Origin of the sequence: Jiella sonneratiae (assembly GCF_017353515.1) — a bacterium.
Classification (GTDB): domain Bacteria; phylum Pseudomonadota; class Alphaproteobacteria; order Rhizobiales; family Rhizobiaceae; genus Jiella; species Jiella sonneratiae.
In genome coordinates this window covers 23,383-48,648 of the sequence record NZ_JAFMPY010000007.1, presented here as the reverse complement: position 1 = coordinate 48,648, position 25,266 = coordinate 23,383, and the positions used below count along the sequence as shown (strand labels likewise).

Below are 25,266 nucleotides of genomic sequence, written 5' to 3'. Positions count from 1 at the left end.
CGGCCTTTCCAAAGCCTTGTGGGATCAGGCGTGCGACGCGATCACTGCGTCTGGCTGGCCGGGGAATCGTCCTGGAGGGCCTTGGCCTTCTGCGTATCCGGCGCTTCGGCCGAGAAGTTGGCGCCCGAACCCGGGACCAGAACCTTGCCGTCGGCCGCCTCGTCGTCGGTCGTCACCGCGCCGGTCGCCATCGCGTCGTCGCCGGAGGCCACGCTGTCACGCTCCTGCGCCCGAACGATCTCACGCTGCGACTCGCTGCCCGGAACGATCGTCTGGCTCTCGGGCTGGGCGACCTCGGCCTGACCCATGCCCGGATTGTCGGCGACGTCGTCGCGGCTTTCGGCGTTCTGGAGCTCGCGCTGCGCGTCCGAACCCGGAACGATCGTCTGCTTCGTCGCAGTCTGCGCCACGGCACCGAAGCTCATCATGGAAACGCCAAGAATAGCAGCGGAAAAAATAGCGGTCTTCTTCATCATCATACCTTTCGATAGCATGAGCCGGGCTTGCTGTGATCTGCGGTAATCTGCAGTACGCCCGGCTTTCTGTTTCGACGTATGGTTCCACAACGGTGTCACATCTGGCTGGTTCCGCTGCAGATATGGCTATGCGGCAACGCAGCGTTCACAAAAATGCGACACGGAACGTGAAGCGCAGGCCCTAGCCGGAAGACTTCCCGGCGCTAGCGCAGGATCCCGAAAAGTGGGAAACCGGTTTTCGGAAGAGATCATGCGGAAACACGAAGATGGAGCGGGAGGATGAGCGAAGCTCATGTCATCCCGCTCCTTTGAGGAGCTGCCTCAGGCGGTAGAGTTCCTCCAGCGCCGCCTTCGGGGTCAGGCCGTCCGGGTCGAGCCGTGCGAGTTCCCGTTCGACCTCGCTCTCGGACGGACCTTCCGGCTTGCGGGAGAGTGCGGCGGAGAACAGCGGGAGATCGTCGACGAAGGCCGTCCGGCGGGACTGCGAGCCGCTGCGTTCGAGTTCGGCGAGGACGTGGCGCGCGCGCTCGATGACGGCATGCGGCAGGCCGGCGAGCTTGGCGACCTGGATGCCGTAGGAGCGGTCGGCGACGCCGGCCGTCACTTCGTGCAGGAAGATCACCTCACCCTTGTATTCCTTGACCCGCATCGTCGCGTTGCTGATCCGCGACAGGCGTTTCGAGAGCGCCGTCATCTCGTGGAAATGCGTGGCGAACAGCGCCCGGCAGCGATTGACCTCGTGCAGGTGCTCGACCGTGGCGAAGGCGATCGACAGCCCGTCATAGGTGGCGGTGCCGCGGCCGATCTCGTCGAGGATCACTAGCGATCGCTCCCCGGCCTGATTGAGGATCGCCGCAGTCTCGACCATCTCCACCATGAAGGTCGAGCGGCCCTCGGCGAGATCGTCGGAGGCGCCGACGCGCGAGAACAGCCGGTCGACGACGCCGATATGCGCCCGCTCCGCCGGAACGAAGGCGCCGATCTGGGCGAGCACGGCGATGATGGCGTTCTGGCGCAGGAAGGTCGACTTGCCGCCCATGTTCGGGCCGGTGAGGAGCCAGATCGCCCCGGCCTCGCGGCCTGAGACGGCGCCGCCCTGGCCCGGCGAGAGATCGCAGTCGTTGGCGACGAAGGATGCGCCGGAGCCGGCCTTCAGCGCGGCCTCGACGACGGGGTGCCGGCCGCCGGTCACGGCGAAGGCAAGGCCCGCATCGACCTTCGGCCGCGTCCAGTTCGCCTCGACGGCGAGTTCGGCGAGGGCGGCGGCGACGTCGAGCCTGGCGAGCGCCTCGGCACCGCGCCGAAGGGCTGCGACCGCGCCGAGGACCGCCGCCGAAAGCTCGTCGAAACAGGAGAATTCGATGGCGAGCGCGTCGCTCGCGGCGCCGGCGATGCGGCTTTCGAGGCCCGCGAGTTCCTCGGTCGAAAAGCGCATCGCATTCGCCATGGTCTGGCGGTGGACGAAGGTCGCCGCGCCCGCGCCGGCCGTCAGGGCCTTCGCATTCGCCTCGCTCACCTCGACGAAATAGCCGAGCACGTTGTTGTACTTGATCCTGAGGCCGCGGACGCCGGTCTCCGAAGCGTAGCGGGCTTCCAGCTCGGCGATCACCCGGCGCGAATTTTCGCCGAGCGCCCGCGCCTCGTCGAGGCCGGCGATCGCGCCCTGGCGGACGAAACCGCCGTCGCGTTTGAACGGCGGCGGCGCATCGACGAGATGGTCTTCCAGCGCTTGCGCGAGGTCGCGCGGCAGCGCCCCGATCGCCGCGCCGACGGCGGCAAGTTCCCCCGGTAGCGCTTCCGGCAGCGTGTCGGACAAGGTCAGGGCGGCCGCCAGAAAATCGCGCACGCCGGCGAGATCGCGCGGGCCGCCGCGCATCAGCGCCAGCCGCGAGAGCGCCCGCTCGCAATCCGGCAGGCCGGCGAGCAGCTTGCGGGCGGCGCGCCGCAGATCCGTTTCCTCGACGAAATGCGCGACGGCGTCCTGGCGCGCCAGGATCGCCTCCGGGTCGGTCAGCGGCGCGGCGAGCCAGGCGGCGAGAAGCCGCGCCCCGGACCCGGTCACGGTCCGGTCGACGGCCGCAAGCAGCGAGCCCTGCCGCTTGCCGGCGAGCGTCGCGGTGAGTTCCAGCGAGGCGCGGGTCGCCGGATCGATGGCCATGACCGAGCCGGCAGAGACCTGGACCGGGCGCTCCAAGATGGGCCTCGCCGCGAGCTGGGTCTTGCCGAGATAGGCGGTGAGGGCCGCGGCGGCCGAGAGTTCGGCGCGGCTGAAGCGGCCGAAGCCTTCCAGCGTCGCGACCGAGAAGAAGCGGCAAAGCCGGGCCTCGGCCGTCGAGCCGTCGAACAGCGCCTGCGGTTCTGGCCGGACGGTGCGGCCGAAGCGCTTCAGCCGCCGCGACAGCGCCTCGTCGGAAAACACCGGCTCCGGGACGACGATCTCGCTCGGCTCGACGGCGGCGATCTTCGCCTCGATGCGGTCGGCGGCGACGGCCGCCGTCCGGAACATGCCGGTCGAAAGGTCCGCCCAGGCAAGGGCGAAGCTCTGGGCCTCGCCGCCGCCGATCCGCGCGAGGGTCATCAGATAGTTGGCGCGGCCGGGATCGAGCAGCGCCTCCTCGGTGATCGTGCCCGGCGTGACCAGCCTGACGACGTCGCGGCGCACCACCGACTTCGCGCCGCGCTTCTTCGCCTCGGCGGGATCCTCCATCTGCTCGCAGACCGCGACCCGGTGGCCGAGCGCGATGAGCTTCTGGAGATAGTCGTCCGCAGCGTGGATCGGAACGCCCGCCATCGGGATGTCCTCGCCGAGATGCTTGCCCCGCTTGGTCAAGGCGATGCCGAGCGCCCGCGACGCCTCAGCCGCGTCGTCGAAGAACAGCTCGTAGAAGTCGCCCATGCGGTAGAACAGCAGGCAGTCGGGATTGGCCGCCTTGATCTCGATATACTGGGCCATCATCGGGGTCGGAGCGGCGTCGCCGGTCATCAGCGGGGTGTCACCTCGTCGAAGGTCGCAATGCGGCCGGCCGCGCCGGCGGGTGGCATGTCGGTTCCGGCACGCGCCGATCGGTCTTGCCGTGACGGGGCGGCCCGTCGGAGCCGGGAGACCGGCGCCGGTGGAGAGCCGCCGACACGAACCGCTATCGGTGCGGCGATGGCTTCGCAAGCCGGCCGGGCGGATCATCCCCGCCATTCGGTTCGGGGTACCGCCGCCCCGCCTGCCGGCGACCGAGCCCGAAAGGGGCACCTTTCCTCCGGCGCCCTGCGTCCCCATCTGTGTGCGACTGCGAAGGGCTGCCCTTGCATTGGGCCGGCCGCTCAGCTTCTGTTCATGGGGGCGATGCGATCAGACGGGTCGAGTGCGTCCGAACGGACCAACGAATCCGGGCTGCCGAACGGAGAGGGAAGACCTGATGCCGACCAAAATCCCGCGCCTCGCCATTGCCGCGCTGTTCTCGCTGCAGGCGGCGCTGCTTTCGCCTGCGATCGCCGCCGACGAATCGGTCAACGTCTTGCAGTATGCGCTGGCGCATCCGACCGACAACGCCAGTCTGCGCGCGCCGCCGGCGCTCGGCGATTCGGTTCCCGGCTCGGTCAAGCTGCAGCAGCCGAAGGGCAGCAAGGCCTTCGCCTATTTCTACTACGCCGGCCAGCCGGTGATCGTCGACATGAAGACCCGCAGCATCGTGCGGATCGGCGGCTGAGGCCGGCAGGTCCGGTGCGGCGGCCGCGACAATCCGCCGGCCGCCGCCCCGGCGGCAGCCATGCCGGCCAACGCCGGTCAGGATCGCCGCTCCGGCGCCCGCTGGCGCGGCCCGTGCCCCGTGACGCGGCTTCCGGCGGGCCGCGTCAGGCGGCGAAGCGGCTGGCGTCGGCGCCGTAATGGCCGATGTAGCGCGGATTGATGTTCTCGCGCGGCAGAACGATCAGAACGTCGGTGGTGCCGAACTGGTGGTCGACGACCGCCCCCTCCCCGACATAGCCGCCGAGCCGCAGATAGCCCTTGAGGAGCGGCGGCAGGGCGGCCAGCGCCCGGCGCGGATCGACGTCGGTCACCGCCTCGAAGAAGGTGCCGCGATGCGGATGCGCCCGGACACGCCACTCGGCCGGCGCCGCGGCGTTGGCCTGGAGGAAGCCGAGCGGACCGGCGAGGGTCGCCGGATCGGTGCCGGCGAGCGAAGCGCAGCCGAACAGGACGTCGACACCGTGGCCGAGGACGTAGGACCAGATGCCCTGCCAGAGCAGCTCGACCGTCCGCTTGCCGCGATAGTCCTTGAGCACGCAGGAGCGGCCGAGTTCGAGGAAGCGCTTGCCGGCGTGGCGGGCGAGCATCGGTGCGATGTCGAATTCCTGCGCCGTGTAGAAGCCGCCGGCGAGCGCCGCCCGCTCCCCGGGCATCAGCCGGTAGGTCCCGACGATCTGCCGGGCGATCGGCCCGCCGCGGCCGTGATCGATGACCAGGAGGTGGTCGCAGTAGCGGTCGAAGCCGTCGCGATCGCGCCGCGTCATCTTCTGCAGTTTCGACGGCTGGGCGCTCATTTCCTGGTAGAAGACGCGGTAGCGCAGCTGCTGCGCGGCCTTGACCTCGGCGGCGTTGCGGGCGAGCCGCACCTCGAGATTGCCGATCCGGCCGAGCGACGGCGCGGCGGGATCGAAGCGGCGCACGTAATGCAGGAGCTTCGCCGGCATCTGGCCGAAGCCGCCGGTGCCGCCGTCGAAGCCGATCCTGCCGAAACCCATGGGGCCGGGACGCCGCACCTTCATCTGCGGCCCGATACCGTCGCCGAGAAGGACGTGACCGGCTTCGTCGGCGACCTCGTGACCGTGCACTGCCATCCTGTCTCTCCGTCCACCAACCGGCATTTCCTTACGCATTACGAAATTTCGGCAACGTTTTCGTGACCGGTCCTCGGCCGGTCGGCGCCGGCTCCTGCAAGGCGCGGCGCCGGCAGCCGCCGGCGACCGTGCCTCTCGGCCGCCGGAGCGTCGTCCGTCACCGCCGGACTATGGCATTCTGCCGCCTTTACGCCAATTTTGCTACAACCCGCCCACGAATCGTCCCCTCGACGATGGCCTGCGCATTGGCGATCAGCTCGTCGAAGCCGATGTCGGCGGCGATCGTCGACAGGACCGCGGCATCGAGATCCTCGGCGAGGCGCCGCCATGCCGCCTCGCGCCTGTCGAGCGGGGCCATCACCGAATCGATGCCGATCAGCGAGACGCCGCGCAGGATGAAGGGGGCCACGGTCGCCGGAAGGTCCATGCCCTGGGCGAGACCGCAGGCGGCGACGAGGCCGCCATAGCGCGTCGATGCGAGGACGTTGGCGAGGGTGTGGCTGCCGACCGCGTCGATGCCGGCGACCCAGCGTTCCTTGCCGAGCGGTTTGCCGGGAGCGGCGAGTTCGGCCCGGTCGAGGATCTGCGTCGCGCCGAGACCGGTTAGATAGTCCGCTTCCGACGTCCGGCCGGTGACGGCGATCACCTCCCAGCCGCGCCGGGCGAGGAGCGCGACCGCGACCGATCCGACGCCGCCCGAGGCGCCGGACACGACCGCCGGGCCGTCCTGCGGCGTCAGCCCCGCCCGCTCGATGGCGAGCACCGAGAGCATCGCCGTATAGCCCGCCGTGCCGATCGCCATCGCCTCGCGCGGCGTGAAGCGCTCGGGCAGGGCGACGAGCCAGTCGCCCTTCACCCGCGCCAGCCCCGCATAGGCGCCGTAATGCGTCTCGCCGAGGCCCCAGCCGTTGAGGACGACCTTGTCGCCGGGCTTCCAGCGCGCATGGTCCGAGCGGACGACCGTTCCGGCGAGATCGACACCCGGGATCATCGGCCAGCGCCTGACGACCGGCGACCTGCCGGTGATGGCGAGGCCGTCCTTGTAGTTCACCGTGGTCGCCTCGACGGCGACGTCGACGTCGCCCTCCATCAGGTCGTCGGGGCTCATCTCGACGACGTCGACGGACTGTCGTTTCGCCTCGTCGCGCGAGATGAGGATCGCGCGGAACGTCTCGGTCATGGCCATCTCCCTGTCCTGCTTCCTGCTTCGCGTCGCGGCCTTCTTCGGCGTCGCAGCCCGGCCTGACCTCGTCTGCCGCCGGACGCGGCGAGAGCCCCTGTGCGCGGGTCGCCTCCGAGGCGGCCGCCTTGCCATTCGTCTCAGAAAGGATGAAGCGCCCGCTGCGCCCCCGTCAATCGCCCTGCCTTCCGGCGGTCCTGCCGCGACCGGCGCCGACGAGGACGAACTCGTCGAGAAGGATGATGACCGCCCCGACGCTGATGAAGGCGTCGGCAAGGTTGAAGACGGCGAAATCGAAGGCAGGCGTGTGGAAATAGACGTAGTCGACCACGTAGCCGAGGCGGGTCCGGTCGATCAGGTTGCCGATCGCGCCGCCGACGATGATCGCGAGTCCGAAATGGGTGAGCCGCCGGGAGGCCGGCGTCTTGATCCACAGGAACAGCACGACGGCGAGGACCGCCGCAGCGAGGAGCGACAGGCCGACATCGCCGAGCCCGGCGAACATCGAGAAGGCGATGCCGGTGTTGCGGGCGTGGAACAGAGCGAGGAACGGCAGCACCTCGATCGCCGAACCGAGGGGCATGGTGGCGACGACGACCGCCTTGACCAGCTGGTCGAGAACGACGGCGACAACCACCGTCAGGAGGTTGAAGAGCATGAGGCCGCGGGTCACAGGCCGAGACTCCCCCGCCGCGCCTCGAACAGCATGACGCCCGTCGCGACCGCGAGATTGAGGCTGTCGGCCCGCCCGGCCTGGGGAATGCGCACGAGGACGTCGCAGGCCCCGGCCATCTCGGCGGAGAGGCCCGCCTGTTCGTTGCCCATGAAGAGCAGCGTCGCGGCGCTCCCGTAGTCGGGGGCGCGATAGTCGACGGTGCCGGCCATGTGGGTGCCGACCACCTTGCCGGAAAAGCCCTTCCGCCAGGCGAGGAACTCGGCTTCCCGCGCCCTCGCGACGGGAACGGCAAAGATCGAGCCCATGGTGGCGCGGACGGTCTCCAGCGAGAACGGATCGACGCAGTCGCCGACGAGAATGGCGGCCTTCGCCCCGACGGCGTCGGCGGTGCGCAGGATGGTGCCGAGATTGCCGGGGTCGCGCACCCGGTCGAGCGCGACGGCGACCTCGCCGGGGGCAAGGGCGAGCCGTGCGAGCGGGGTCAGCTGGCGCCGGAAGATCCCGATCGCCGCCTGCGGATTGTCGCGCCGGGCGATCGCCTCCAGAACCTTGGCGCTCGCCTCGATGACGTCGCTGCCCGAAGCGACGGCCCGCGCGACCGCCCGCGTCAGGACCTCGGTGCCGGCTTCGAGCGCCGCCTTGGCGACGACGAGGGTCTTCAGCTCCCAGCCGGCGTCGAGGCCGTCGAGCACCAGCTTCAGGCCCTCGACGATAAACAGCCCGGTCTCGTCGCGATGCCGCTTCTGGGCGAGCGCGCGGATGTCCTTGACGATCGGATTGGCCGGGCTCGCGATCTCCTTGATGCGGCCGGGGGCCGAGATCGACCCGTCTGCGGCACGGCGCGGCGGCCTGTCGGCGGCGTCAGTCATCGGCGATCCAGCGGCAGAAGAGCGATGTCGAGAGCAGCCGGGGTTCCTCGCCCGCCTCGCCGATGACGAGTTCGCCGGCCTCGATCCGTCCGCCGAGGCCGCGGAACGCCTCGCCCATCAGCGCACCGAGGGAATAGAAGGAAGAGCGGATCGAATAGGCGGTGAGGATCACGGCGGCGGGTCTTTCGGAGAGCAGCGCACGGACGAGACCGACGAGATAGGGCAGATCGTCGAGGAGCTGCCAGGTCTCTCCCTTCGGACCGCGGCCGAATTTCGGCGGGTCGAGAAGCACGATGTCGTAGCGCCGGCCGCGCTTCACCTCGCGCTCGACGTAGCGCACGGCGTCCTCGCAGATCCAGCGGATCGGCCGGTCGAGCAGCCCGGCGACCTCCTGGTTCTCGCGCGCCCAGCCGATCGCCTTCTTCGAGGCGTCGACATGGGTCACCTCGGCGCCGGCGCGGGCGGCGACGAGCGAGGCGAGACCGGTGTAGCCGAAGAGGTTGAGGAGACGTGGGGCGGCGCCCGCGGCGGTCCGCCGCGCGATCTCCGCCTCGATGAAGGCCCAGTGGGCCGCCTGTTCGGGAAAAACGCCGACGTGGCGGAAGGAGGTGAAGCGGCCGAGATAGGAAAGCCCGTCGAAACAGAGCGGCCAGGTCTCGCCGAGCGGCTCCCTGAGAAACTGCCAGCGGCCGAGGCCCTCTTCCTCGACGTCGCCGGAAAACACCGCGTCGGCGCCCTCCCAGACCCGCGGGGAAAGGCGGCGCGGCCAGATCGCCTGATTCTCCGGACGGCGGACGAGATAGGGGCCGTAGCGCTCCAGCTTCTCGCCGTCGCCGCTGTCGACGAGTTCGTAGTCCCTGCCCGGCGCGACGGCGAGGACCACGGGGGCCTGCAGCCGCGGCCGCGGGCCGGTCGCCGGGGGAAGGTCGAGCCGCTTGGCTGCGGCTTCCGCCTCGCGCGGCGCCGGGCGAGAAGCAGTGCGCACCGGGCCGGCAGCCTCGCGCGCGGCGGAAGCCGGCGGTCGTCCGCCGCGATTGCGGCGGGCGTCCTCCGCGACCTTCGTCTCGTCCGGGCGGCGGCTGCGCGCCAAAGGCGTTCTCCTTGAGCATCGGCTCGGCTTCCGGGAAGCGTTGCGCGCTCTCTATCCGTTCTCCGACGGCTTGGCAAAACGCCGAAAACCGTCAAGTTAGGGGCGCATGACGCAAAGTGTCACGGCCGCTCTGACCGGCCGGCGTTCGATGGGAGGAATGCAATGGACCTGAAGGGCGAATACAGGCTGCCGGCCAGCCGCGAGACGGTCTGGGAGAAGCTCAACGATCCGGAGGTGCTGAAGCGCTGCATTCCCGGCTGCGAAGAACTCGAAAAGACCGGCGACAACGAGATGAAGGCGACCGTCACCGCCAAGGTCGGCCCGGTGAAGGCCAAGTTCAACGGCGAGATCCGGCTGGAGAACATCAACCCGCCGGAGGGCTATTCGATCGTCGGCGAGGGCAAGGGCGGCATCGCCGGCTTCGCGAAGGGCGGCGCCAACGTCCATCTCGCGGCGGAAGGTGCCGAGACCGTCCTGACTTACGATGTCAGTGCGCAGGTCGGCGGCAAGCTCGCCCAGCTCGGCGGCCGGCTGATCGATTCTTCGGCGAAGAAGCTGGCCGGCCAGTTCTTCGACAATTTCGCCAAGGAGGTCGAGGCGGCCGAAGCCAAGGCCTGACGACCGCCGAGGACCGTGCGGCGGTGCCGGCCGGCAGGTCGCCCGGCCGGCCGGCGAAGCGGGACACGCCGGTCGACGCTGCCGCCGGCCGCCGTTATGAGCTTGGTGATCGCGCCAGGGCATGATCGTTCGACCCGCCGCCCGATCCGGAGATCCGCGATGCCCGAGACGAAAGACCGTTCCGCACTGGTGCGGATTGCCGGCAACCCGGCCCCGGCCGGGCTCGTCGGCGGTTATCTCAAGACCTCGGACCGGCGGCGGCTTCGCTATGCGATCGCCAAGGTGCCGGGCGCCTCGCGCGGCACCGTCATCCTCCTGCAGGGACGCAACGAGGCGATCGAGAAGTACTTCGAGACGATCGGAGACCTCAACGACCGCGGCTTTTCGGTGGTCACCTTCGACTGGCGCGGCCAGGGTGGCTCCGAACGGCTGCTCGCCCGCAGGAACCTCGGCCATGTCGGCCATTTCGGCCAGTATCTGGTCGACCTCGAATGCGTCATGCAGGATCTCGTCCTGCCCGACTGCCGGCCGCCCTACAACCTGCTCGCCCATTCGATGGGCGGCCTCGTCGCCCTGCATGCCTCGGCGCGCCACGCCAACGCGATCGAGCGCATGGTGCTGCTTGCGCCGCTGATCGGCTTTCCGGCCGACGTGCCTTCGCTGACGACGCTACAGCGCCTGACCGGCGCGGCGCGCTGGCTCGGACTGGCGACGCGCCCGGTCCGGCGGGCGGCGATGCCCGGCAGGCTGACCGACGCCGACGACAACCCGCTCACCTCGGACCCCCGCCGCTACGAGCGCAACCTGCGGATCGCCGCCAAGGCGCCCGAACTCTTCGTCGGCAGCCCGACGGTCGCCTGGCTCTCGGCGATGAGCCGGGCGATGGCCCGGCTGCAATCCTCGGCGGAGATCGCCGCGCTGACCGTCCCGACGCTGATCGTCACGGCCGGTGCCGACCGCGTCGTCGCGTCGGCGGCGGCGGAGCGCCTCGCCTACCGCATGCGCTGCGGCTCGAGCCTCAGGATCCCGCTCGCCCGCCACGAACTCCTGCAGGAGGCCGACCGCTTCCGCGAACAGGCGCTCGAGGCCTTCGACGCCTATGTCGGCGAGGAGGCCGCCGTCGCGGCGCAATAGCGCGCCGCGCGCCGCCGGAAGGCTGTGGGAACTTGACGATCGAGCGGACGAAGTCGTGAACCCCTCTGGATCACTCTCGCTGGGCACGAACGGGATGCCAAGTCCTCCGCGTGACCACGGCGGGTGCATTCGTTTGAGGCGTTCCGAGATTTTCGCATCCGATGCCGTTGCGGAAAAGACGCTCGTCACGGGACCTGTTGAAAGGCAGTTTTAGGCTGCTTTCGATCGCCCCGCGCACCCTCTTCGCAGCAAACCTGCTTCGCCGCCATTCGACGTTGCAGTCGGCCGCCGGCCGCAAATGAGGTCGGCGCGCGTCATCCGCCCGACAGCCGGGCGAGCGCCGCGGCGTGGAGTTCGGGCGTTGCGGCGGCGACGACGTCGCCCCCCTCCTCCGGCCGTCCGCCGGCGACGGTCGTGACGACGCCGCCCGCCTGCTCGACCAGAGGGATGAGGGCGGCGATGTCGTAGGGTTTCAGCCCGCTCTCGACCACGAGGTCGACATGGCCGGCCGCCAGCATGGCGAAGGCGTAGCAGTCGGTGCCGAAGCGGGCGAGGCGAACGTCGCGCTCCAACGCCTCGAAGCCGGCCAGAAGCGCGCCGGAAAACAGCCGCGGCGAGGTCGTGAAGAGCGTCGCCTGTCCGAGGCTGGTCGTCTTCCGCGTCGCCAGCCGCTGCGGCGCGCCGCCGCCGTGCTTGAGGAAGGCCGCCGCGCCGTCCGCGTAGAAGCGCTCGCCGGTGAAGGGCTGCGACATGATGCCGAGCCGCGCCCGGCCGCCGACATAGTGGCCGATCAGCGTGCCCCAGACCGGCACGCCGCTGATGAAGGCCCTGGTCCCGTCGATCGGATCGATGATCCAGCGGCGCTCGCCGTCGCCCTGCGTTCCGAACTCTTCGCCGACGATGGCGTCGTCGGGAAAGCGCGCGGCGATTATCTGCCGGATCGCCGCCTCCGCGGCGCGGTCGGCTTCGGTCACGGGATCGAAGGCGCCGCCCGACAGCTTGTTGTCGATGCCGCCGCCGGCACGAAACCGCGGCAGCGTCTCGCGATCGGCGGCATCCGCCAGCTCGAGGAGGAAGGTGGCATCGGGTTCCGGCATCGGCCATTCGCTCCAGGCGACTAGGGCATGATCCCGAAAAGCGGGAACCTGTCTTCGGAAAAGATCATGCGCATATGGGAAGAAGAAAGTGCGAGCAGGATGACGAGCGAAGCTCGCCTCATCCCGTTCAGGTGATTCGGGACCGCGCACGGGCGATCACGGAAATTTGAAATCTCGTCTGGCGGAGAACGGTCAAGAGCATTGACATATTGGGCGGCGCAACATAGCTTTTGCGGTGCGGCATCCGTGCCGCTGCCCTTAGGGGCGTTTCCTCCCTAGACTCAAGACCGCGCTGCCCATGCAGTGCGGTTTTTTTTGCCCGCCGCATCGCGGCTCCCGGCTGGCTTCATTCGGCGGCTGCCGGCCGCTCGCCGCATTCCGCGTTCACCTCCGCCGCAAAACGTCCGACGAAGCGCGCCAGCTGCTCGCGCAGCCGTGCAAAGCCGTGATGCCGTGTGAAGCTGCTCTCGTCGGCATAGAGCCCGCGATTGAGCTCGATCTGGATCGCGTGGAAGCCCGCCGCCGGCCGTCCGTAATGCTCGGTGATGAAGCCGCCGGCATAGGGCTTGTTGCGGGCGACGTCGAAGCCGAAGACGGTGAGATGGGCGGTCGCCATGGCGACGAAGCGGCTGGAGGCGCTGGTCCCGTAGCGGTCGCCGAGGACGATGTCGGGGCGGCGTCCCCCCGGCAGCGCCCTGACGCTCGACGGCATCGAGTGGCAGTCGATCAGGATGGCGAAGCCGAACTGCTCGCGGGTCCGGTGCAGGAGCCCGTCGAGCGCCAGATGGAAGGGGTGGTAGATCGCGTCGATCCGCCGCATCGCGGCTTCGACCGACATCGTGCCGCGATAGATCTCCTCGTTCTCGGCGACGATCCGCGGAATGGTGCCGAGCCCGCCGGCGACCCGCAGCGAGGCCGAGTTGACGAAGCCCGGCAGGGTCTCGGAAAACATCTTCGGATCGAGTTCGAAGGGTTCTCTGTTGACGTCGAGATAGGCGCGCGGAAACCGTGCCCGAATCAGCGGCGCCCCGAGACGGGGCGCAAAATCGAAGAGTTCGTCGACGAAGACGTCCTCGGAGCGGCGGATCGCCTCACGCCCAAGCTTGGTGGCCGCCATCAGGTCGCTCGGATAGTCCCGGCCGCTGTGGGGCGAACAGAAGACGAAGGGAATCGCCGCATCGCGCGGCTCGGCGATCTCGAAGGCCGGCACCAGGCCATCGCTGGTCTTCAGTGTCGGGATTGTCGTCAATCGTCCCTCTTTCCCAGAATTTAACCCAAAGCTAGGGCTGCAGGCGGCATTGCGCCAATTGGTTTTAGAAAATATCGGACCAATCTGGTATGAAATTCGTGTAAGATATCGGCTTGTCGACGGTCCAGTCGGCCGGGACGGAAACAGGTTTTGGGAATGGCGAAGATACTGCTTGCTGAAGACGACAACGACATGCGCCGCTTCCTGGCCAAAGCACTGGAGCGGGCAGGCTACGAGGTGGTCGCGTTCGACAATGGCGGGAGTGCCTACGAGCGCCTGCGCGAGGAGCCTTTCTCCCTGCTCCTGACCGACATCGTCATGCCGGAAATGGACGGCATCGAGCTCGCACGCCGGGCGACCGAACTCGATCCCGACCTGAAGGTCATGTTCATCACCGGCTTTGCCGCCGTCGCGCTGAACCCGGATTCGAAGACGCCGAAGAACGCCAAGATCCTGTCGAAGCCGTTCCACCTGCGGGAACTCGTCGACGAGGTCGGCAAGATCCTCGAAGACGCCGCCTGACCTGTCCGGCCTTTCCGGCAGATCGGGTCACCCGGCGCGTCGGACCGCGTATGACGAGACCGCCGGGCGAACCGGCTGACCTGTTGCGGAGGGCGCCCGGTCGCCGTCCGCAACCGGCGCCAGGCCGCCCGCAAATCAGACGGCCGAGACGCCCCCGAGAGAGGCCATTGCCCTGCCCTGCGGGGCCGCAGCCGGGCTTTTCGAAGCCTTCTCCCACCGGCAGGAGCAAATGTTTCGAGGCGCCGGTTTTGCTATTGACGGCCCGCGCGGTCCTGTGGTCTATGCCGCTCCGTCGAATGGGCGTGTAGCTCAGCGGGAGAGCACTTCGTTGACATCGAAGGGGTCACAGGTTCAATCCCTGTCACGCCCACCATTCGACTTCCTTCAAGCCGCATCGTCGAAGCGCACGGGCCGTTCACGGCACCGTGGCCTCAAGCGTCGGGCCGATGCCTTTGGGCGGCCGACCGGGGGCCCGAGGCTCATACGGTTTCCGGCAGATCACGTCGTGATGCCGGAAACAAAGACGCTCATTCGCCGCGCGGGCTTGATACGAGCCCCGCTCTGATCGAGCGGATCTCGTATCATAGGGTTTCCGGCAGGTCACGTCGTGACGCCGGAAACAGAGACGCTCATTCGCCGCGCGGGCTTGATAACGAGCCCCGCTCTGATCGAGCGGATCTCGTATCAGTCGAAGATCACGCCCTTCTTGAAGATGAAGCAGCCATAGGGTCGGCTCTCGCTGGTGCGGACCACCGCGAAGGCTTGCCTTGCCGCCGCGTAGAAGGCGAAGCGCTCCACCGCCTCGATCGTCACGCTGCGGCCCTCGGCGGCGTCGACGATGCGCTGCATGTCGCGATGGACCTCGAACTCCGTCTGCGGCTCGCCCTCCGGCGCCATGCGCTTCACCGGCGCCGGCACGAAGCCGTCGAGCGGCAGCAGCGACAGGATCGCCTCGGCCGCCGCGTTGCAGTCGACGCCGGTCAGCTGCACGAGTTCGCCGCTGACCGTCGCCGCGGCCACGGAGACAGCCGGGAAGTTGCGGTCGGCGAGCACCAGTTCGTCGCCATGGCCCATTGCCGCCAGAAGCGCCAGCAGTTCCGGCGTGACCAGCGGCGGAATTCCCTTCAGCATCTTTTCCCTCCCCCGCGGCCCTGACGGCCGCTCGCACCGATCCTGGCACCGGTGCCGGAGGTTCGGCAACGCCGGCCGTCGGAAATCGCGGCCGCAGCCGGGCTCGATCTTCCGGCAAAGCGAGCCGGTCCGCGCGCCGCATACCGGCGGCTGCCGACCGGCGGATGCCGGAAAGATCTGCCCAGGCACCCTGCCCGGTCAGGGCAGCTGCTCTTCCTCCTCGGCGTCCTGCTCCTCGATCGGCACGTCGCGGCCGATCAGCCGCTCGCCGTCCCTCTTGCCGTCATAGCCGTTGTCGGTCCGCTCGACGGCGTTGCCGACGAGATCGGGCCGGTCGGCATCGGCTTCCTTGGGCTTCCTGGGATCTGGCATGGCGACGTCTTCCGCAACTGATTCTGGGAAAGAGAAAGGCGCGATGCCGCAAAGACGTTCCGCCGGAACGTCGGGCACCGCCGGGCCGAGGTGGATTGACGCCGATCGATGGCGATCGATCGCGCGTTTCCTCAGGCGAGCCGGCGATAGGCGAGGAACCAGTCGACGAAGGCCTTCAGCCCCTCCTCGACCGTGGTGGTCGGGCGATAGCCGAGCGCCCGCTCGATCTCGCCGACATCGGCGAAGGTGTCCTCGACGTCGCCGGTCTGCATCGGCCTCAGCTCGATGACCGCGCGTTTTCCGAGCGCCTGTTCGAGCACCTCGACGTAGCGCCGCAGTTCGACCGGCCGGCCGTTGCCGAGGTTGAAGATGCGGAACGGCGCGCTGCTCGTCGCCGGATCCGGCCGCGCGGGATCGAAGCTTGGGCTCGGCGGCGCGATCCGGTCGCTCGCCCGCACCACCCCCTCGACGATGTCGTCGACATAGGTGAAGTCGCGGCTGTGGCGGCCGTGATTGAACAGCGCGATCGGCTGGCCGGCCATGATCTTCTCGGCAAAGGAGAAATAGGCCATGTCCGGCCGGCCCCACGGCCCGTAGACGGTGAAGAAGCGCAGGCCCGTCACCGGCAGGGCGAAAAGGTGGCTGTAGGCATGCGCCATCAGCTCGTTGGAGCGCTTGGTCGCCGCATAGAGCTGGATCGGGTGGTCGACGCCGTCATGCTCGGAGAACGGCACCTTGCGGTTGGCGCCGTAGACGCTGGAGGACGAGGCGAAGGTGAGATGCGGCACCCCGGCGTGCCGGCAGACTTCGAGCATGTTGGCAAAGCCGACGAGATTGCTCGAAACGTAGCTCTCCGGATTTTCCAGCGAGTAGCGGACGCCGGCCTGGGCGGCGAGATGGATCACCCGGTCGAAGGGCGCTTGCGCGAACACCCGGTCGAGCGCGGCGCGATCGGCGAGATCGGCCTCGACGAAGGTGAAGTCGTGCCCCGCCGCCTGCGTCTGCCGGTCGAGCTCGGCGAGCCGCGCGCGCTTCAGCCGCTGGTCGTAATAGGCGTTGACGCTGTCGAAGCCGACGACGGCGTCGCCTCTGGCGAGAAGCTTGCGGGCGGTGTGGAAGCCGATGAAGCCGGCAACGCCGGTGAGAAGCACGCGCTGGGACATGACGGCCTCTTAGTCCCATCGGCAGGAGAAGCAAAGCATGGCGACGCAGGCCGCCCCTGCGCGCGACCCCCGGCACCCTCGGCGCCGGTCCGGCGTCGCCGACCCGCGGCGAGGCCGGAGACGTGCAGCCCCTGCCGGGACTGCACGTTCGTCCGACGCCCGACCGCTGCGGCGACCTGCGCGTCTCAGTTGGAGTTCAGCTTGAGCTTTGCGGACGCGCATTCGACGAACTTCGTCGAGGAGGAATGATAGGCGGAGTCCCAGGAGACCTTCACGCTCTTCGGGCAGCCGCGATAGGTCTTGTTGACCAGGTCGATGACGCCGAGGGGCGTGTTCGCCTTGATCAGCACGGAGCGCAGGCCCTTGGTGCTCGTGATGGTGCAGGAGACGGAATTCGGGATGGTGCAGCTCATCGAGGTGGCGGCCGACGCCTGGCTGCGGCTGGCATCGGTCAGGGTGGCGGCGGCGGTCAGGGCGACGGCGGCGGCGACGAGGGCGGACACAAGCGACTTCGACATGGACATTTCTCCTTGGGTTGGGGCGCGGACTTCTTGAGGCGCGACGTCGTTATGACCTTACCCAAGGGAACCTGGACTGAATGCCGAGTTCATCTTCAATTCATGCGCGTCCGCACCCCGGAACCCGGCGCGCATCGACCAGATCCCGCAGGGCCGGCCATGCGCCAGCCCGGTGGGAGGCGCAAAGGGCGACCACGGCTTCGACGAGGTGCCAGGCGGCCTCGTCATGCTGGAGGTGATGCGTCAACAGTCCGATCGGTTCGGTCGCGCCGCCGGCATCCGCCGTGGCGCGTGCCTCGATCAGCCCCGCCAGAAGCCGGTCGGCCTCCGCCGGGGAGAGGCCGCGCATCGCCCGCCAGTCCATCACGTCGAGATGGGTGTTGAGCTCGGCCGGCAGGCCGGGCCCTGCCGCCCTCGCCGGCCCGTAGACCGAGACGACCGGCAGGCCGAGTGAGGGCAGCAGCGCGCGGGCGGCTTCGCCGATCCGGTTCCAGGGCGGCACGAAAGCCGGAAGCAGGCGCCCGCCGAAGAGCGCCTCCAGCCGCGCCTTCGCCGCCGCGATCTCGGCCGCCATCGCGTCCCCCGGCCTGTGGTCACCGAATTCGGCGCGCTTTGCGCCGGCCGGCGCGTGGTTGGCGTGGGCGTATCCGTGAACGAGGACGCGGACCCCGTCTTCGTCGGCGATCCGCTCCGCCAGAGCCGCTTCGGCGCCGTCGGCAATGGCGGCGACGGCGAGAGGCAGATCGTGAGCTTTCGCCAGCCCGAGCAGCCGCTCGAGGTCGGGCGTCACCGTCCGGGCATCGTCGTCTCGCCACCAGAAGCGAAGGCTCCGCCCCTCACCGGCGAGCGTGTCGAGCGCCGCGGAGGCGAGCGGCAGATGGCGCTTACTCATCGTCCGTCCGCGCCCTTCATGCCGCCTTCCGCGCCAGCGCCTGGCCGAGCAGCGCGGCGACCCGGTCGAGACCCGGCTCGGGCGAAAAATCCTCCCGCACGCGCCTCTCACCCGCCGCGGCGAGGCGTGCGGCGAGGGCCTGATCGTCCATCAGCGTCGCGATCGCCTGCGCCAGCGCCTTCGGATCGCGTTCCTCGACGAGGAGGCCGGTCCGCCCGTCCGCGACGAGTTCGGGTATCGCCGAGACCTTCGTCGAGATGACCGGCAGCCGGTGCGCCTGCGCCTCCATCAGGACGTTGGGCAGGCCGTCGCGGTCGCCGGATTTCGCGATGCGCGAGGGCAGAACGAAGAGGTCCGCCCTGGCGAGCAGGTCGAACACCTCGCCGCGCTCGCGGCTGCCGTGCCAGGTGATCCTGCCCGCGATGCCGGCCTTTTCGGCCTGGCTCTTCAGCTTCTTCGCCAGCGCCCCGCCGCCGACATGGTCGAAATGCCAGTCCCGGTCCTTCAGAAGCACGAGCGCCCGGATGAGGTCGCCATACCCCTTCTTTTCGACCGCCCGGCCGACCGAGACGATGCGGAACGGCCTGCCGGCCCCGGCCGGCCGGCGCTCCGGCGGCGCGATGCCGGAGAGATCGAGGCCGTGATAGACGAGTTCGAGCTTCTTCGGCTGCTTCGCCAGAGAGCGCAGATAGAGAAGGTTCGAGGCGGTGCAGGTCACGCCGAAGGCCGCGTCGTCGAGCTTTTCGGAAAGCTCCCAGCGCTCGGATGTCCAGATGTCCTTGGCATGGGCCGAGAACGACCAGCCGAGGCCGCGGATCGTCGCGGCATAGCGGGCGACCGAGGCCGGCGTGTGCAGATAGTGGGTGTGCAGCCAGCCGACGTCGGCCGGCAGCTCCGCGGCGAGCACGCAGGCCTGGCCGAAGCGGCGGTAGCGGTTGGCGGTGTGGTCGCGCTTCAGATCCGCCTCGAAGATCCGCTCGGCCTCGGCAAAGCCCGGCTGCGCCTCGGCGAAGGCACGGCCGCGCTTCACCCGCGCCGGATCGTCCTTCAGATATTCAGGCAGATAGAGGACCGGCGCGGTGATCTTCCTGTGGACGGGATGGACCTTGGTCTCGCCGGGCTGGCGCAGCGAGACGATCAGCTGCTCGAGGCCGCGATCCTGGAGCCCGGCGATCTCCTGGGCGATGAAGGTTTCGGACAGGCGCGGATAGCCCTTCACCAGTATCGCGACCCGCCCCTGCATCATACCGTCCGTTCAGTCCCGCTTCTTGCGCCCGATCGCTCAGATCAGATGGGTATCGAGGGGTGATTATGCGACGCGGGCGGCGCCGGCAAGGACACGGGTTCCCGCGCCGGCCTGGATCAGCGAAACCCGACGAACTCGAGAGCAATGGCGGATGTCGCCCCACGTCGCAGCCCGGCCGAGGTCGGCCGGCGTCTCGCAACCTGCTCCATCGATGGCGGGAAAACGGTGGGGCGGCTTGGCCGAGTTCGGCCCCGCGATCTGAGCAAGACGGCTTCAATGCGTGGTTTCGCCGGCAAGCTTCGCGGTACCAGGTATCGCGCCGACGGGACCGTTGCGAAGATTGACAAAGCGTCGGCGCCAAAGCTTACTGGCCGCAAGAGAACGGGCAAGGAACTCAGACACATGCCGCAGGGGCCGGGACCAGGGACGGTGCGCTCCCGCCTTCGCCGCGCGGCAGCCGCGGCCGCTTTTCCTCTCTTTTTCGGCCTTCTCGCGATCGCGCCGGCACATGCCGCCGGATCTGCCGAGCCGAAGTCGCTCGCCGCAGCGGTCGAAAAGGGCGACCTGCCGCCGCTCGCCGAGCGCCTGCCGAGCGTGCCGCGCGTCCTTCCCGTCGACAGCCCCTGCTCGGCGAAGGATCTCGGCGGAACGCTGAACATGCTCGCCGGCAGCGCCAAGGACACGCGGCTGATGCCGGTTTTCGGCTATGCCCGCCTCGTCGGCTACGACAGCGACTACCAGATCGTCCCGGACATCCTGCAGAGCTTCGACGTCGAGGAGGGGCGGATCTTCACCTTCCACCTGCGTCCCGGCATGAAATGGTCCGACGGCAAGCCGTTCACCTCGGAGGATTTCCGCTACTTCTGGGAGGACATGGCGAAGAACCCGAAGATCGCCAAGTTCGGCATCCCGCCGGAGCTTCTGGCCGACGGGCAGGAGCCGGTGGTGACCTTCCCGGACGACTACACGGTCATATACGCCTGGCCGAAGCCCAATCCCGGCTTCCTCGCCGCGCTCGCCGCCGCGACGCCCTTCGACATCTATCGCCCGGCCCATTACCTGAAGAAGTACAATCCGAACTACACCGACCCCAAGAAGGTCGAGGAGAAGGTCGAGAAGTCCGGCCAGCGCAACTGGGTGGCACTGCACTTCAAGAAGGACCGCGCCCAGCGCAACGACAATCCCGACATGCCGACGCTGCAGCCCTGGATGCTCGTCACCGAGCCGCCCTCGGAGCGGCTGATCTTCGCCCGCAACCCATATTTCTTCCGGGTAGACAAGGAAGGCCGGCAGCTTCCCTATGTCGACGAGGTGGCGCTCATCATCTCCAATCCCGGGCTCATTCCGGCGAAGGTCGCGAATGGCGAGGCGGACCTTCAGGCCGCCTATCTCTCCTTCCCGAACTATCCCTTCCTGAAGCGCGGCGAGAAGCGCTCGCACTACGACCTCAGACGCTGGAAGTCCGGCAAGGGCGCCCATGTCGCGCTTTATCCGAACCTCAACGCCAAGGATCCTGTCTGGCGCAAGCTGCTGCAGACGGCGAAGTTCCGCCGCGCCCTGTCGCTGTCGATCAACCGCGACGACATCAACAAGGCGATCTTCTACGGGCTCGCGGAGCCGGGCGGCAACACGGTGCTTCCCGGCTCGCCCTTCTTCGACGCCAAGCTGCGCTCGGCCTGGTCGGTCTACGACCCCGACCGCGCCAACGCCATGCTGGATTCGCTCGGCCTCGAACGCGACGAGCCGGACGGGCTGCGCCGGCTGCCGGACGGGCGGGAAATGCGCATCGTCGTCGAGACCGCCGGCGAGAGCCGCGAACAGTCGGACGTCCTGCAGCTCGTCCGCGACGACTGGCGCAAGCTCGGCATCGAGCTGCTGATCCGCGAATCCCAGCGCGAGATCTTCCGCAACCGCGTCAAGGCGGGCTCGACCCTGATCTCGGTCTGGACCGGCCTCGACAACGGCCTGCCGGGCCCGGCATCCGACCCCGGCGAACTCGTCCCCTCGACCGCCGAGCAGCTCGAATGGCCGGGCTACGGCATGTGGGTCGAGACCCACGGCACCGGCGGCGAGGCGCCCGGCGATACGCCGGACATGCAGCCACTGAAGCAGCTGATCGCGCTGCGCGAGGCCTGGAGGGCCAGCCTCGACGCGGGCGAACGGGCGAAGATCTGGCGCGAGGCGCTGCAGATCTTCGCGAACCAGGTCTACACCATCGGCATCGTCTCAGGCGTCGACCAGCTGGTGGTCGTCTCCGACGCGCTCGAGAACGTGCCCGAGCACGGCGTCTACAATTACGACCCCGGGGCGTTCTTCGGCATGTACAACCCCGACACGTTCTATTTCGCCTGCCCGGCGGTCGACACGGCGGAAAAGCGCCCGTGATCCGCTATCTGATGCAACGCATCGTCACCATGGCCATGACGCTCGCCGCGGTGAGCGTCCTCGTCTTCGCCATCATCCAGCTGCCGCCCGGCGACTACCTGACCAGCTACATCGCCGAGATCCAGGCCCAGGGCGAGCAGGTCACGGCCGACAAGATCCAGTTCCTGCGCGAGGAATACGGCCTCGACAAGCCGGTGTGGGAGCAATACCTCGTCTGGGTCACGGGGCTCGTCCAGGGCGATCTCGGCTATTCCTTCGAATACAACCAGCCGGTCGCCGACGTCGTCGGGGAGCGAATGCCGCTGACGCTGATCCTCAATGCGGCGACGGTGATCTTCATCTATCTCGTCTCCTTCCCGATCGGCATCTATTCGGCGACCCACCAGTACAGCTGGAGCGACCACGGCCTCTCCTTCCTCGGCTTTCTCGGCCTCGCGACGCCGAACTTCCTGCTCGCGCTGATCCTGCTCTACCTCGCCAATGTCTGGTTCGGCACCTCGGTGGGCGGGCTGATGGCGCCCGAATACATCGACGCTCCCTGGTCGCTCGCCAAGCTCGGCTCGGTGCTCGCCCATCTCTGGGTGCCGGTCGTCGTCATCGGCACGGCCGGCACCGCCGGCATGATCCGCCGGCTGCGGGCCAACCTCCTCGACGAGCTCAACCGGCAATATGTCGTGACTGCGCGGGCCAAGGGCCTGCCCGAGCGGCGCATCCTGTTCAAATATCCGCTGCGCATGGCGCTCAACCCGTTCATCGCCGATCTCGGCTCGATCCTGCCGCAGATCGTCTCGGGTTCGGTGATCATCTCGGCGGTGATGAGCCTGCCGACCACCGGGCCGATGCTGCTCTCCTCGCTCAGGAGCCAGGACATGTATCTCGCCGGCTCGTTCCTGATGTTCCTGGCGATGCTCACCGTCGTCGGCATGTTCGTCTCCGACATCCTGCTCGCCGTGCTCGATCCGCGCATCCGGCTCGGCGTCAAGGGTGCGCGGTGAGGGGCAGGACGACGAGACGCCGATGAGCCAGATCCCGCATTTCATCTCGACCGAGCCCTTCGACGCCGAGGCGACGGTCGCCGCCGGCTCGGTCGTCTCGGAACGCTACGCGCGGGCCTCGCAGGCGCGGCTGATCTGGTGGCGCTTCCTGCGCCACCGTCTGGCCGTCGTCAGCCTCCTCTTCCTCGTCGTCAGCTACGCCTCGATCCTCGTCGTCGAGTTCCTCGCGCCCTACGAGCTGAACTCCCGCCACACCGACTTCATCTTCGCCCCGCCACAGGCCGTGCATCTCTTCCACGAGGGCCGCTTCGTCGGCCCCTTCGTCTACCCGCTCGATTATTCGCTCGACATGGAGACGCTGCGCCGGACCTACGAGCCCGACCGCGCGCAGCCGCTGCCGATCCGCTTCTTCTGCCACGGCGAACGCTACCGGATGTGGGGGCTGATCGAGGCCGACACCCATCTCGTCTGCCCGCCGGAAGGCGGCACGCTGTTTCTTCTCGGCACCGACCGGCTCGGCCGCGACATGCTCTCGCGCATGATCTACGGCGCCCGCATTTCGCTGACCATCGGCCTCGTCGGGGTGACGCTGTCCTTCATCCTCGGCATCAGCATCGGCGGCCTCGCCGGCTATTTCGGCGGCTGGGTGGACGCGACGGTGCAGCGCGTGACGGAAATCCTGCGCTCGCTGCCGGAGCTGCCGCTGTGGCTTGCCCTGTCGGCGGCGCTGCCTCTCACCTGGAGCCCGCTGCTCGTTTATTTCGGCATCACGCTGATCCTCGCGCTGCTCGACTGGCCGGGTCTCGCCCGGGCCGTGCGCTCCAAGCTCTTCGCGCTCAGGGAGGAGGATTTCGTCGTCGCCGCCGAAATGCTCGGGGCGAGCCCGCGGCGGATCATCTTCCGGCATCTCCTGCCGAACTTCATGAGCCACCTGATCGCCTCGGCCTCGCTGTCGATCCCGACGATGATCCTCGCCGAGACCGCCCTCTCCTTCCTCGGCCTTGGCCTGCGCCCGCCGATCACCTCCTGGGGCGTGCTTCTGTCGGAAGCCCAGAACATCGAGGCGGTGGCGCTCTATCCCTGGCTGCTCCTGCCGATGCTGCCGGTGGTGCTGGTGGTGCTGGCGTTTTCCTTCGTCGGCGACGGTCTGCGCGACGCGGTGGACCCGTATCAGCACTGAGGGCCGCGCGATGCCCCTCGCCCTTCGAGGCCCGGCCCGTCTGCGACGAACCGGGCACCTCAGGATGAGGGGCAGGCGAACGCCCTGCTCCCCTCGAAGCCATGACGATGCGCAGCCGGCTCGCCCCATTCCCTCATCCTGAGGTGCGAGCGGAGCGAGCCTCGAAGGGCAAGGGAATGGGGAGGGAATGGTGCGCGGCCGCCCTCACACCGCAGGCCAGTGGTGATGCACCGCCCCATCCCTGTCGAAGCGGCGGAAGGTGTGGGCGCCGAAGAGGTCGCGCTGGGCCTGGATGAGATTGGCGGTGCCCCGCTCGCGGCGATAGTCGTCGAAATAGGCGAGCGCCGCCGACAGCGCCGGCACCGGGATACCGCCGAGCGAGGCCTTGGCGACGACCCGGCGCAGCGCCGCCTGGCCCTTGGCGACGCGGCCGACGAAGTCCGGCGACTGCAGGATGTTCACCACCCGCTGGCCCTTGTCGTAGGCCTTGGCGATGTCGTCGAGGAAATGCGAGCGGATGATGCAGCCGGCGCGCCAGATCTCGGCGATGGTGCCGAGCGGCAGGTTCCAGCCGAATTCGTCCGAGGCGGAAGCCATCGCGGCGTAGCCTTGGGCATAGGCGATGATCTTCGCCGTCACGAGGGCCGATTCGAGCTCGGAAAACCCCGCCTCGTCGGCGAAGAACTGCGCCGGCGCGGTCTCGACGCCGCTGTAGAGCTTTGCCGCCTCGCCCCGTTCGTCGCGGCGCGAGGAGAGCCCGCGTGCGGCGACCGCCGCCTCGAGCGTCGTCGCGCCGACGCCGAGCTTCTGCGCCTCGATCACCGCCCAGCGGCCGGTGCCCTTCTGGCCCGCCTCGTCGACGATGAGGTCGACCATCGGCCTGTCGGTCTCTAAATCCTTCTCGTCGAGATTCACCGCGGTGATCTCGATCAGATAGGAGGAAAGCTCGCGGGTGTTCCAGTCGCGGAAGACCTCGGCCATCTTCGCCGGCTCAAGCTTCAGCCCGTCGCGCATGATGCCGTAGATCTCGGCGATCATCTGCATGTCGGCATATTCGATGCCGTTGTGGATGGTCTTGACGAAGTGGCCGGCCCCGTCCGGTCCCAGCCAGGCGACGCAGGGCTGGTCCTTGTACTTGGCGGCGATCTTCGTCAGCACCGGCTCGAGCAGCGGATAGGTGTCCCTGGCCCCGCCGACCATCATCGACGGCCCGTGCCGGGCGCCGAGCTCGCCGCCGGAAACGCCCATGCCGGTGAACTTGATCCCGGTTCCCTCGACCTCCTTGGTGCGCCGGACGGTGTCGTTGAAATCGGCGTTGCCGGCATCGACCATCAGGTCGCCTGCTTCGAGGAGGGGGATCAGCTTGGCCATCTCGTCGTCCACCGGCTTGCCCGCCGGCACCATGAACACCGCCACGCGCGGGCTTTTCAGGCTCTTGACGAAGTCCTCCAGCGTCTCGGCCGGCAGGACGTTGGCGGCAAGCTCGGGATTGTCGTCGCGCACTGCGAAGGCCTTGTCCGGCGTGCGGTTCTGGACCGCGACCTTGAAGCCCTTCTCGGCCATGTTGAGCGCGAGATTGGCGCCCATCACGCCCATTCCAATGACCCCGATATCCGCGGTGCCGTTCGCCATGATCCGTC

23 protein-coding genes and 1 tRNA gene are annotated in these 25,266 nt (G+C 68.5%); 8 read left to right on the top strand and 16 right to left on the bottom strand.

Features of this window, described 5'->3' with window-relative positions; all coding sequences use genetic code 11:
• Positions 1-41 precede the first annotated feature (41 nt).
• On the bottom strand, positions 42-476 hold the full coding sequence (locus J1C47_RS08500; RefSeq protein ID WP_207350324.1) for a hypothetical protein: 435 nt from the start codon (positions 474-476) through the stop codon (positions 42-44).
• A gap of 295 nt (positions 477-771) precedes the next feature.
• The gene (gene mutS / locus J1C47_RS08495) at positions 772-3,459 is read right to left on the bottom strand and encodes a DNA mismatch repair protein MutS (protein WP_245396446.1); all 2,688 of its coding nucleotides are present in this window, start codon (positions 3,457-3,459) and stop codon (positions 772-774) included.
• 427 nt (positions 3,460-3,886) lie between these two features.
• Between mutS and J1C47_RS08490 the strand changes: the two genes are divergently transcribed.
• A complete protein-coding gene (locus J1C47_RS08490; RefSeq protein ID WP_207350323.1) occupies positions 3,887-4,177 on the top strand; it encodes a hypothetical protein in 291 nt (96 codons plus the stop codon).
• A 145-nt stretch (positions 4,178-4,322) separates the two neighbouring features.
• Here the strand turns inward: J1C47_RS08490 and olsB are convergent, their stop codons facing one another.
• The 5 genes from olsB to J1C47_RS08465 all read right to left on the bottom strand — a co-directional run bounded on the left by olsB (position 4,323) and on the right by J1C47_RS08465 (position 9,124).
• Entirely contained in the window at positions 4,323-5,162 is an 840-nt protein-coding gene (gene olsB / locus J1C47_RS08485) for a l-ornithine N(alpha)-acyltransferase (protein WP_245396461.1), read from the bottom strand.
• 334 nt (positions 5,163-5,496) lie between these two features.
• Positions 5,497-6,489, bottom strand: coding sequence for an acrylyl-CoA reductase (NADPH) (acuI, locus tag J1C47_RS08480; RefSeq protein WP_207350322.1), 993 nt, complete (start codon positions 6,487-6,489; stop codon positions 5,497-5,499).
• 172 nt (positions 6,490-6,661) lie between these two features.
• Positions 6,662-7,162: a signal peptidase II gene (gene lspA, locus J1C47_RS08475; RefSeq protein ID WP_342591952.1), complete on the bottom strand. Its 501-nt coding sequence runs from the start codon at positions 7,160-7,162 to the stop codon at positions 6,662-6,664.
• Positions 7,159-8,034, bottom strand: a complete 876-nt coding sequence (locus J1C47_RS08470) for a TrmH family RNA methyltransferase (RefSeq protein WP_207350321.1) — start codon at positions 8,032-8,034, stop codon at positions 7,159-7,161. Before J1C47_RS08470 ends, lspA begins: the two co-directional genes overlap by 4 nt.
• Complete coding sequence (locus J1C47_RS08465; protein WP_207350320.1) at positions 8,027-9,124, bottom strand: RsmD family RNA methyltransferase; 1,098 nt, start codon at positions 9,122-9,124, stop codon at positions 8,027-8,029. Before J1C47_RS08465 ends, J1C47_RS08470 begins: the two co-directional genes overlap by 8 nt.
• A gap of 162 nt (positions 9,125-9,286) precedes the next feature.
• On the opposite strand from J1C47_RS08465, the gene J1C47_RS08460 reads away from it, so the two are divergent.
• Both J1C47_RS08460 and J1C47_RS08455 read left to right on the top strand, forming a co-directional pair.
• The gene (locus J1C47_RS08460) at positions 9,287-9,742 is read left to right on the top strand and encodes an SRPBCC family protein (RefSeq protein WP_207350319.1); all 456 of its coding nucleotides are present in this window, start codon (positions 9,287-9,289) and stop codon (positions 9,740-9,742) included.
• Positions 9,743-9,901: 159 nt separating this feature from the next.
• Positions 9,902-10,876: an alpha/beta fold hydrolase gene (locus J1C47_RS08455; RefSeq protein ID WP_207350318.1), complete on the top strand. Its 975-nt coding sequence runs from the start codon at positions 9,902-9,904 to the stop codon at positions 10,874-10,876.
• Between the two features lie 314 nt (positions 10,877-11,190).
• Here J1C47_RS08455 and hisN read toward each other — a convergent pair whose 3' ends face one another.
• Together hisN and J1C47_RS08445 are read right to left on the bottom strand one after the other, a co-directional pair.
• Positions 11,191-11,973, bottom strand: coding sequence for a histidinol-phosphatase (gene hisN, locus J1C47_RS08450; protein WP_207350317.1), 783 nt, complete (start codon positions 11,971-11,973; stop codon positions 11,191-11,193).
• A 346-nt stretch (positions 11,974-12,319) separates the two neighbouring features.
• Complete coding sequence (locus J1C47_RS08445; protein WP_207350316.1) at positions 12,320-13,222, bottom strand: N-formylglutamate amidohydrolase; 903 nt, start codon at positions 13,220-13,222, stop codon at positions 12,320-12,322.
• A 156-nt stretch (positions 13,223-13,378) separates the two neighbouring features.
• On the opposite strand from J1C47_RS08445, the gene cpdR reads away from it, so the two are divergent.
• Together cpdR and J1C47_RS08435 are read left to right on the top strand one after the other, a co-directional pair.
• A complete protein-coding gene (gene cpdR, locus J1C47_RS08440; RefSeq protein ID WP_207350315.1) occupies positions 13,379-13,744 on the top strand; it encodes a cell cycle two-component system response regulator CpdR in 366 nt (121 codons plus the stop codon).
• A gap of 298 nt (positions 13,745-14,042) precedes the next feature.
• A tRNA-Val gene (locus tag J1C47_RS08435) sits at positions 14,043-14,117 on the top strand.
• A 311-nt stretch (positions 14,118-14,428) separates the two neighbouring features.
• Here J1C47_RS08435 and J1C47_RS08430 read toward each other — a convergent pair.
• The 6 genes from J1C47_RS08430 to J1C47_RS08405 all read right to left on the bottom strand — a co-directional run bounded on the left by J1C47_RS08430 (position 14,429) and on the right by J1C47_RS08405 (position 19,063).
• The gene (locus J1C47_RS08430) at positions 14,429-14,875 is read right to left on the bottom strand and encodes an RbsD/FucU family protein (protein ID WP_207350314.1); all 447 of its coding nucleotides are present in this window, start codon (positions 14,873-14,875) and stop codon (positions 14,429-14,431) included.
• A 198-nt stretch (positions 14,876-15,073) separates the two neighbouring features.
• Entirely contained in the window at positions 15,074-15,247 is a 174-nt protein-coding gene (locus J1C47_RS08425) for a hypothetical protein (protein ID WP_207350313.1), read from the bottom strand.
• Between the two features lie 131 nt (positions 15,248-15,378).
• On the bottom strand, positions 15,379-16,410 hold the full coding sequence (locus tag J1C47_RS08420) for an NAD-dependent epimerase (RefSeq protein WP_207350312.1): 1,032 nt from the start codon (positions 16,408-16,410) through the stop codon (positions 15,379-15,381).
• A 185-nt stretch (positions 16,411-16,595) separates the two neighbouring features.
• Complete coding sequence (locus J1C47_RS08415; RefSeq protein WP_245396445.1) at positions 16,596-16,928, bottom strand: hypothetical protein; 333 nt, start codon at positions 16,926-16,928, stop codon at positions 16,596-16,598.
• Positions 16,929-17,028: 100 nt separating this feature from the next.
• Positions 17,029-17,820 carry a polysaccharide deacetylase family protein gene (locus J1C47_RS08410; protein ID WP_207350310.1) on the bottom strand — a complete coding sequence of 264 codons (792 nt, stop codon included), beginning with the start codon at positions 17,818-17,820 and terminating at the stop codon, positions 17,029-17,031.
• Between the two features lie 16 nt (positions 17,821-17,836).
• On the bottom strand, positions 17,837-19,063 hold the full coding sequence (locus tag J1C47_RS08405) for a glycosyltransferase (protein WP_207350486.1): 1,227 nt from the start codon (positions 19,061-19,063) through the stop codon (positions 17,837-17,839).
• A gap of 432 nt (positions 19,064-19,495) precedes the next feature.
• Here J1C47_RS08405 and J1C47_RS08400 point away from each other — a divergent pair, with 432 nt between their 5' ends.
• The 3 genes from J1C47_RS08400 to J1C47_RS08390 are packed head-to-tail and all read left to right on the top strand — an operon-like array spanning position 19,496 to position 23,626.
• Positions 19,496-21,451 carry an ABC transporter substrate-binding protein gene (locus tag J1C47_RS08400; RefSeq protein ID WP_342591951.1) on the top strand — a complete coding sequence of 652 codons (1,956 nt, stop codon included), beginning with the start codon at positions 19,496-19,498 and terminating at the stop codon, positions 21,449-21,451.
• On the top strand, positions 21,448-22,446 hold the full coding sequence (locus J1C47_RS08395; RefSeq protein WP_207350308.1) for an ABC transporter permease subunit: 999 nt from the start codon (positions 21,448-21,450) through the stop codon (positions 22,444-22,446). The genes J1C47_RS08400 and J1C47_RS08395 overlap by 4 nt, the downstream gene beginning before the upstream one ends.
• A 22-nt stretch (positions 22,447-22,468) precedes the next feature.
• Positions 22,469-23,626: an ABC transporter permease gene (locus tag J1C47_RS08390; RefSeq protein WP_207350307.1), complete on the top strand. Its 1,158-nt coding sequence runs from the start codon at positions 22,469-22,471 to the stop codon at positions 23,624-23,626.
• A 204-nt stretch (positions 23,627-23,830) separates the two neighbouring features.
• Here the strand turns inward: J1C47_RS08390 and gndA are convergent, their stop codons facing one another.
• Positions 23,831-25,258, bottom strand: coding sequence for an NADP-dependent phosphogluconate dehydrogenase (gene gndA / locus J1C47_RS08385; RefSeq protein ID WP_207350306.1), 1,428 nt, complete (start codon positions 25,256-25,258; stop codon positions 23,831-23,833).
• Positions 25,259-25,266 lie beyond the last annotated feature (8 nt).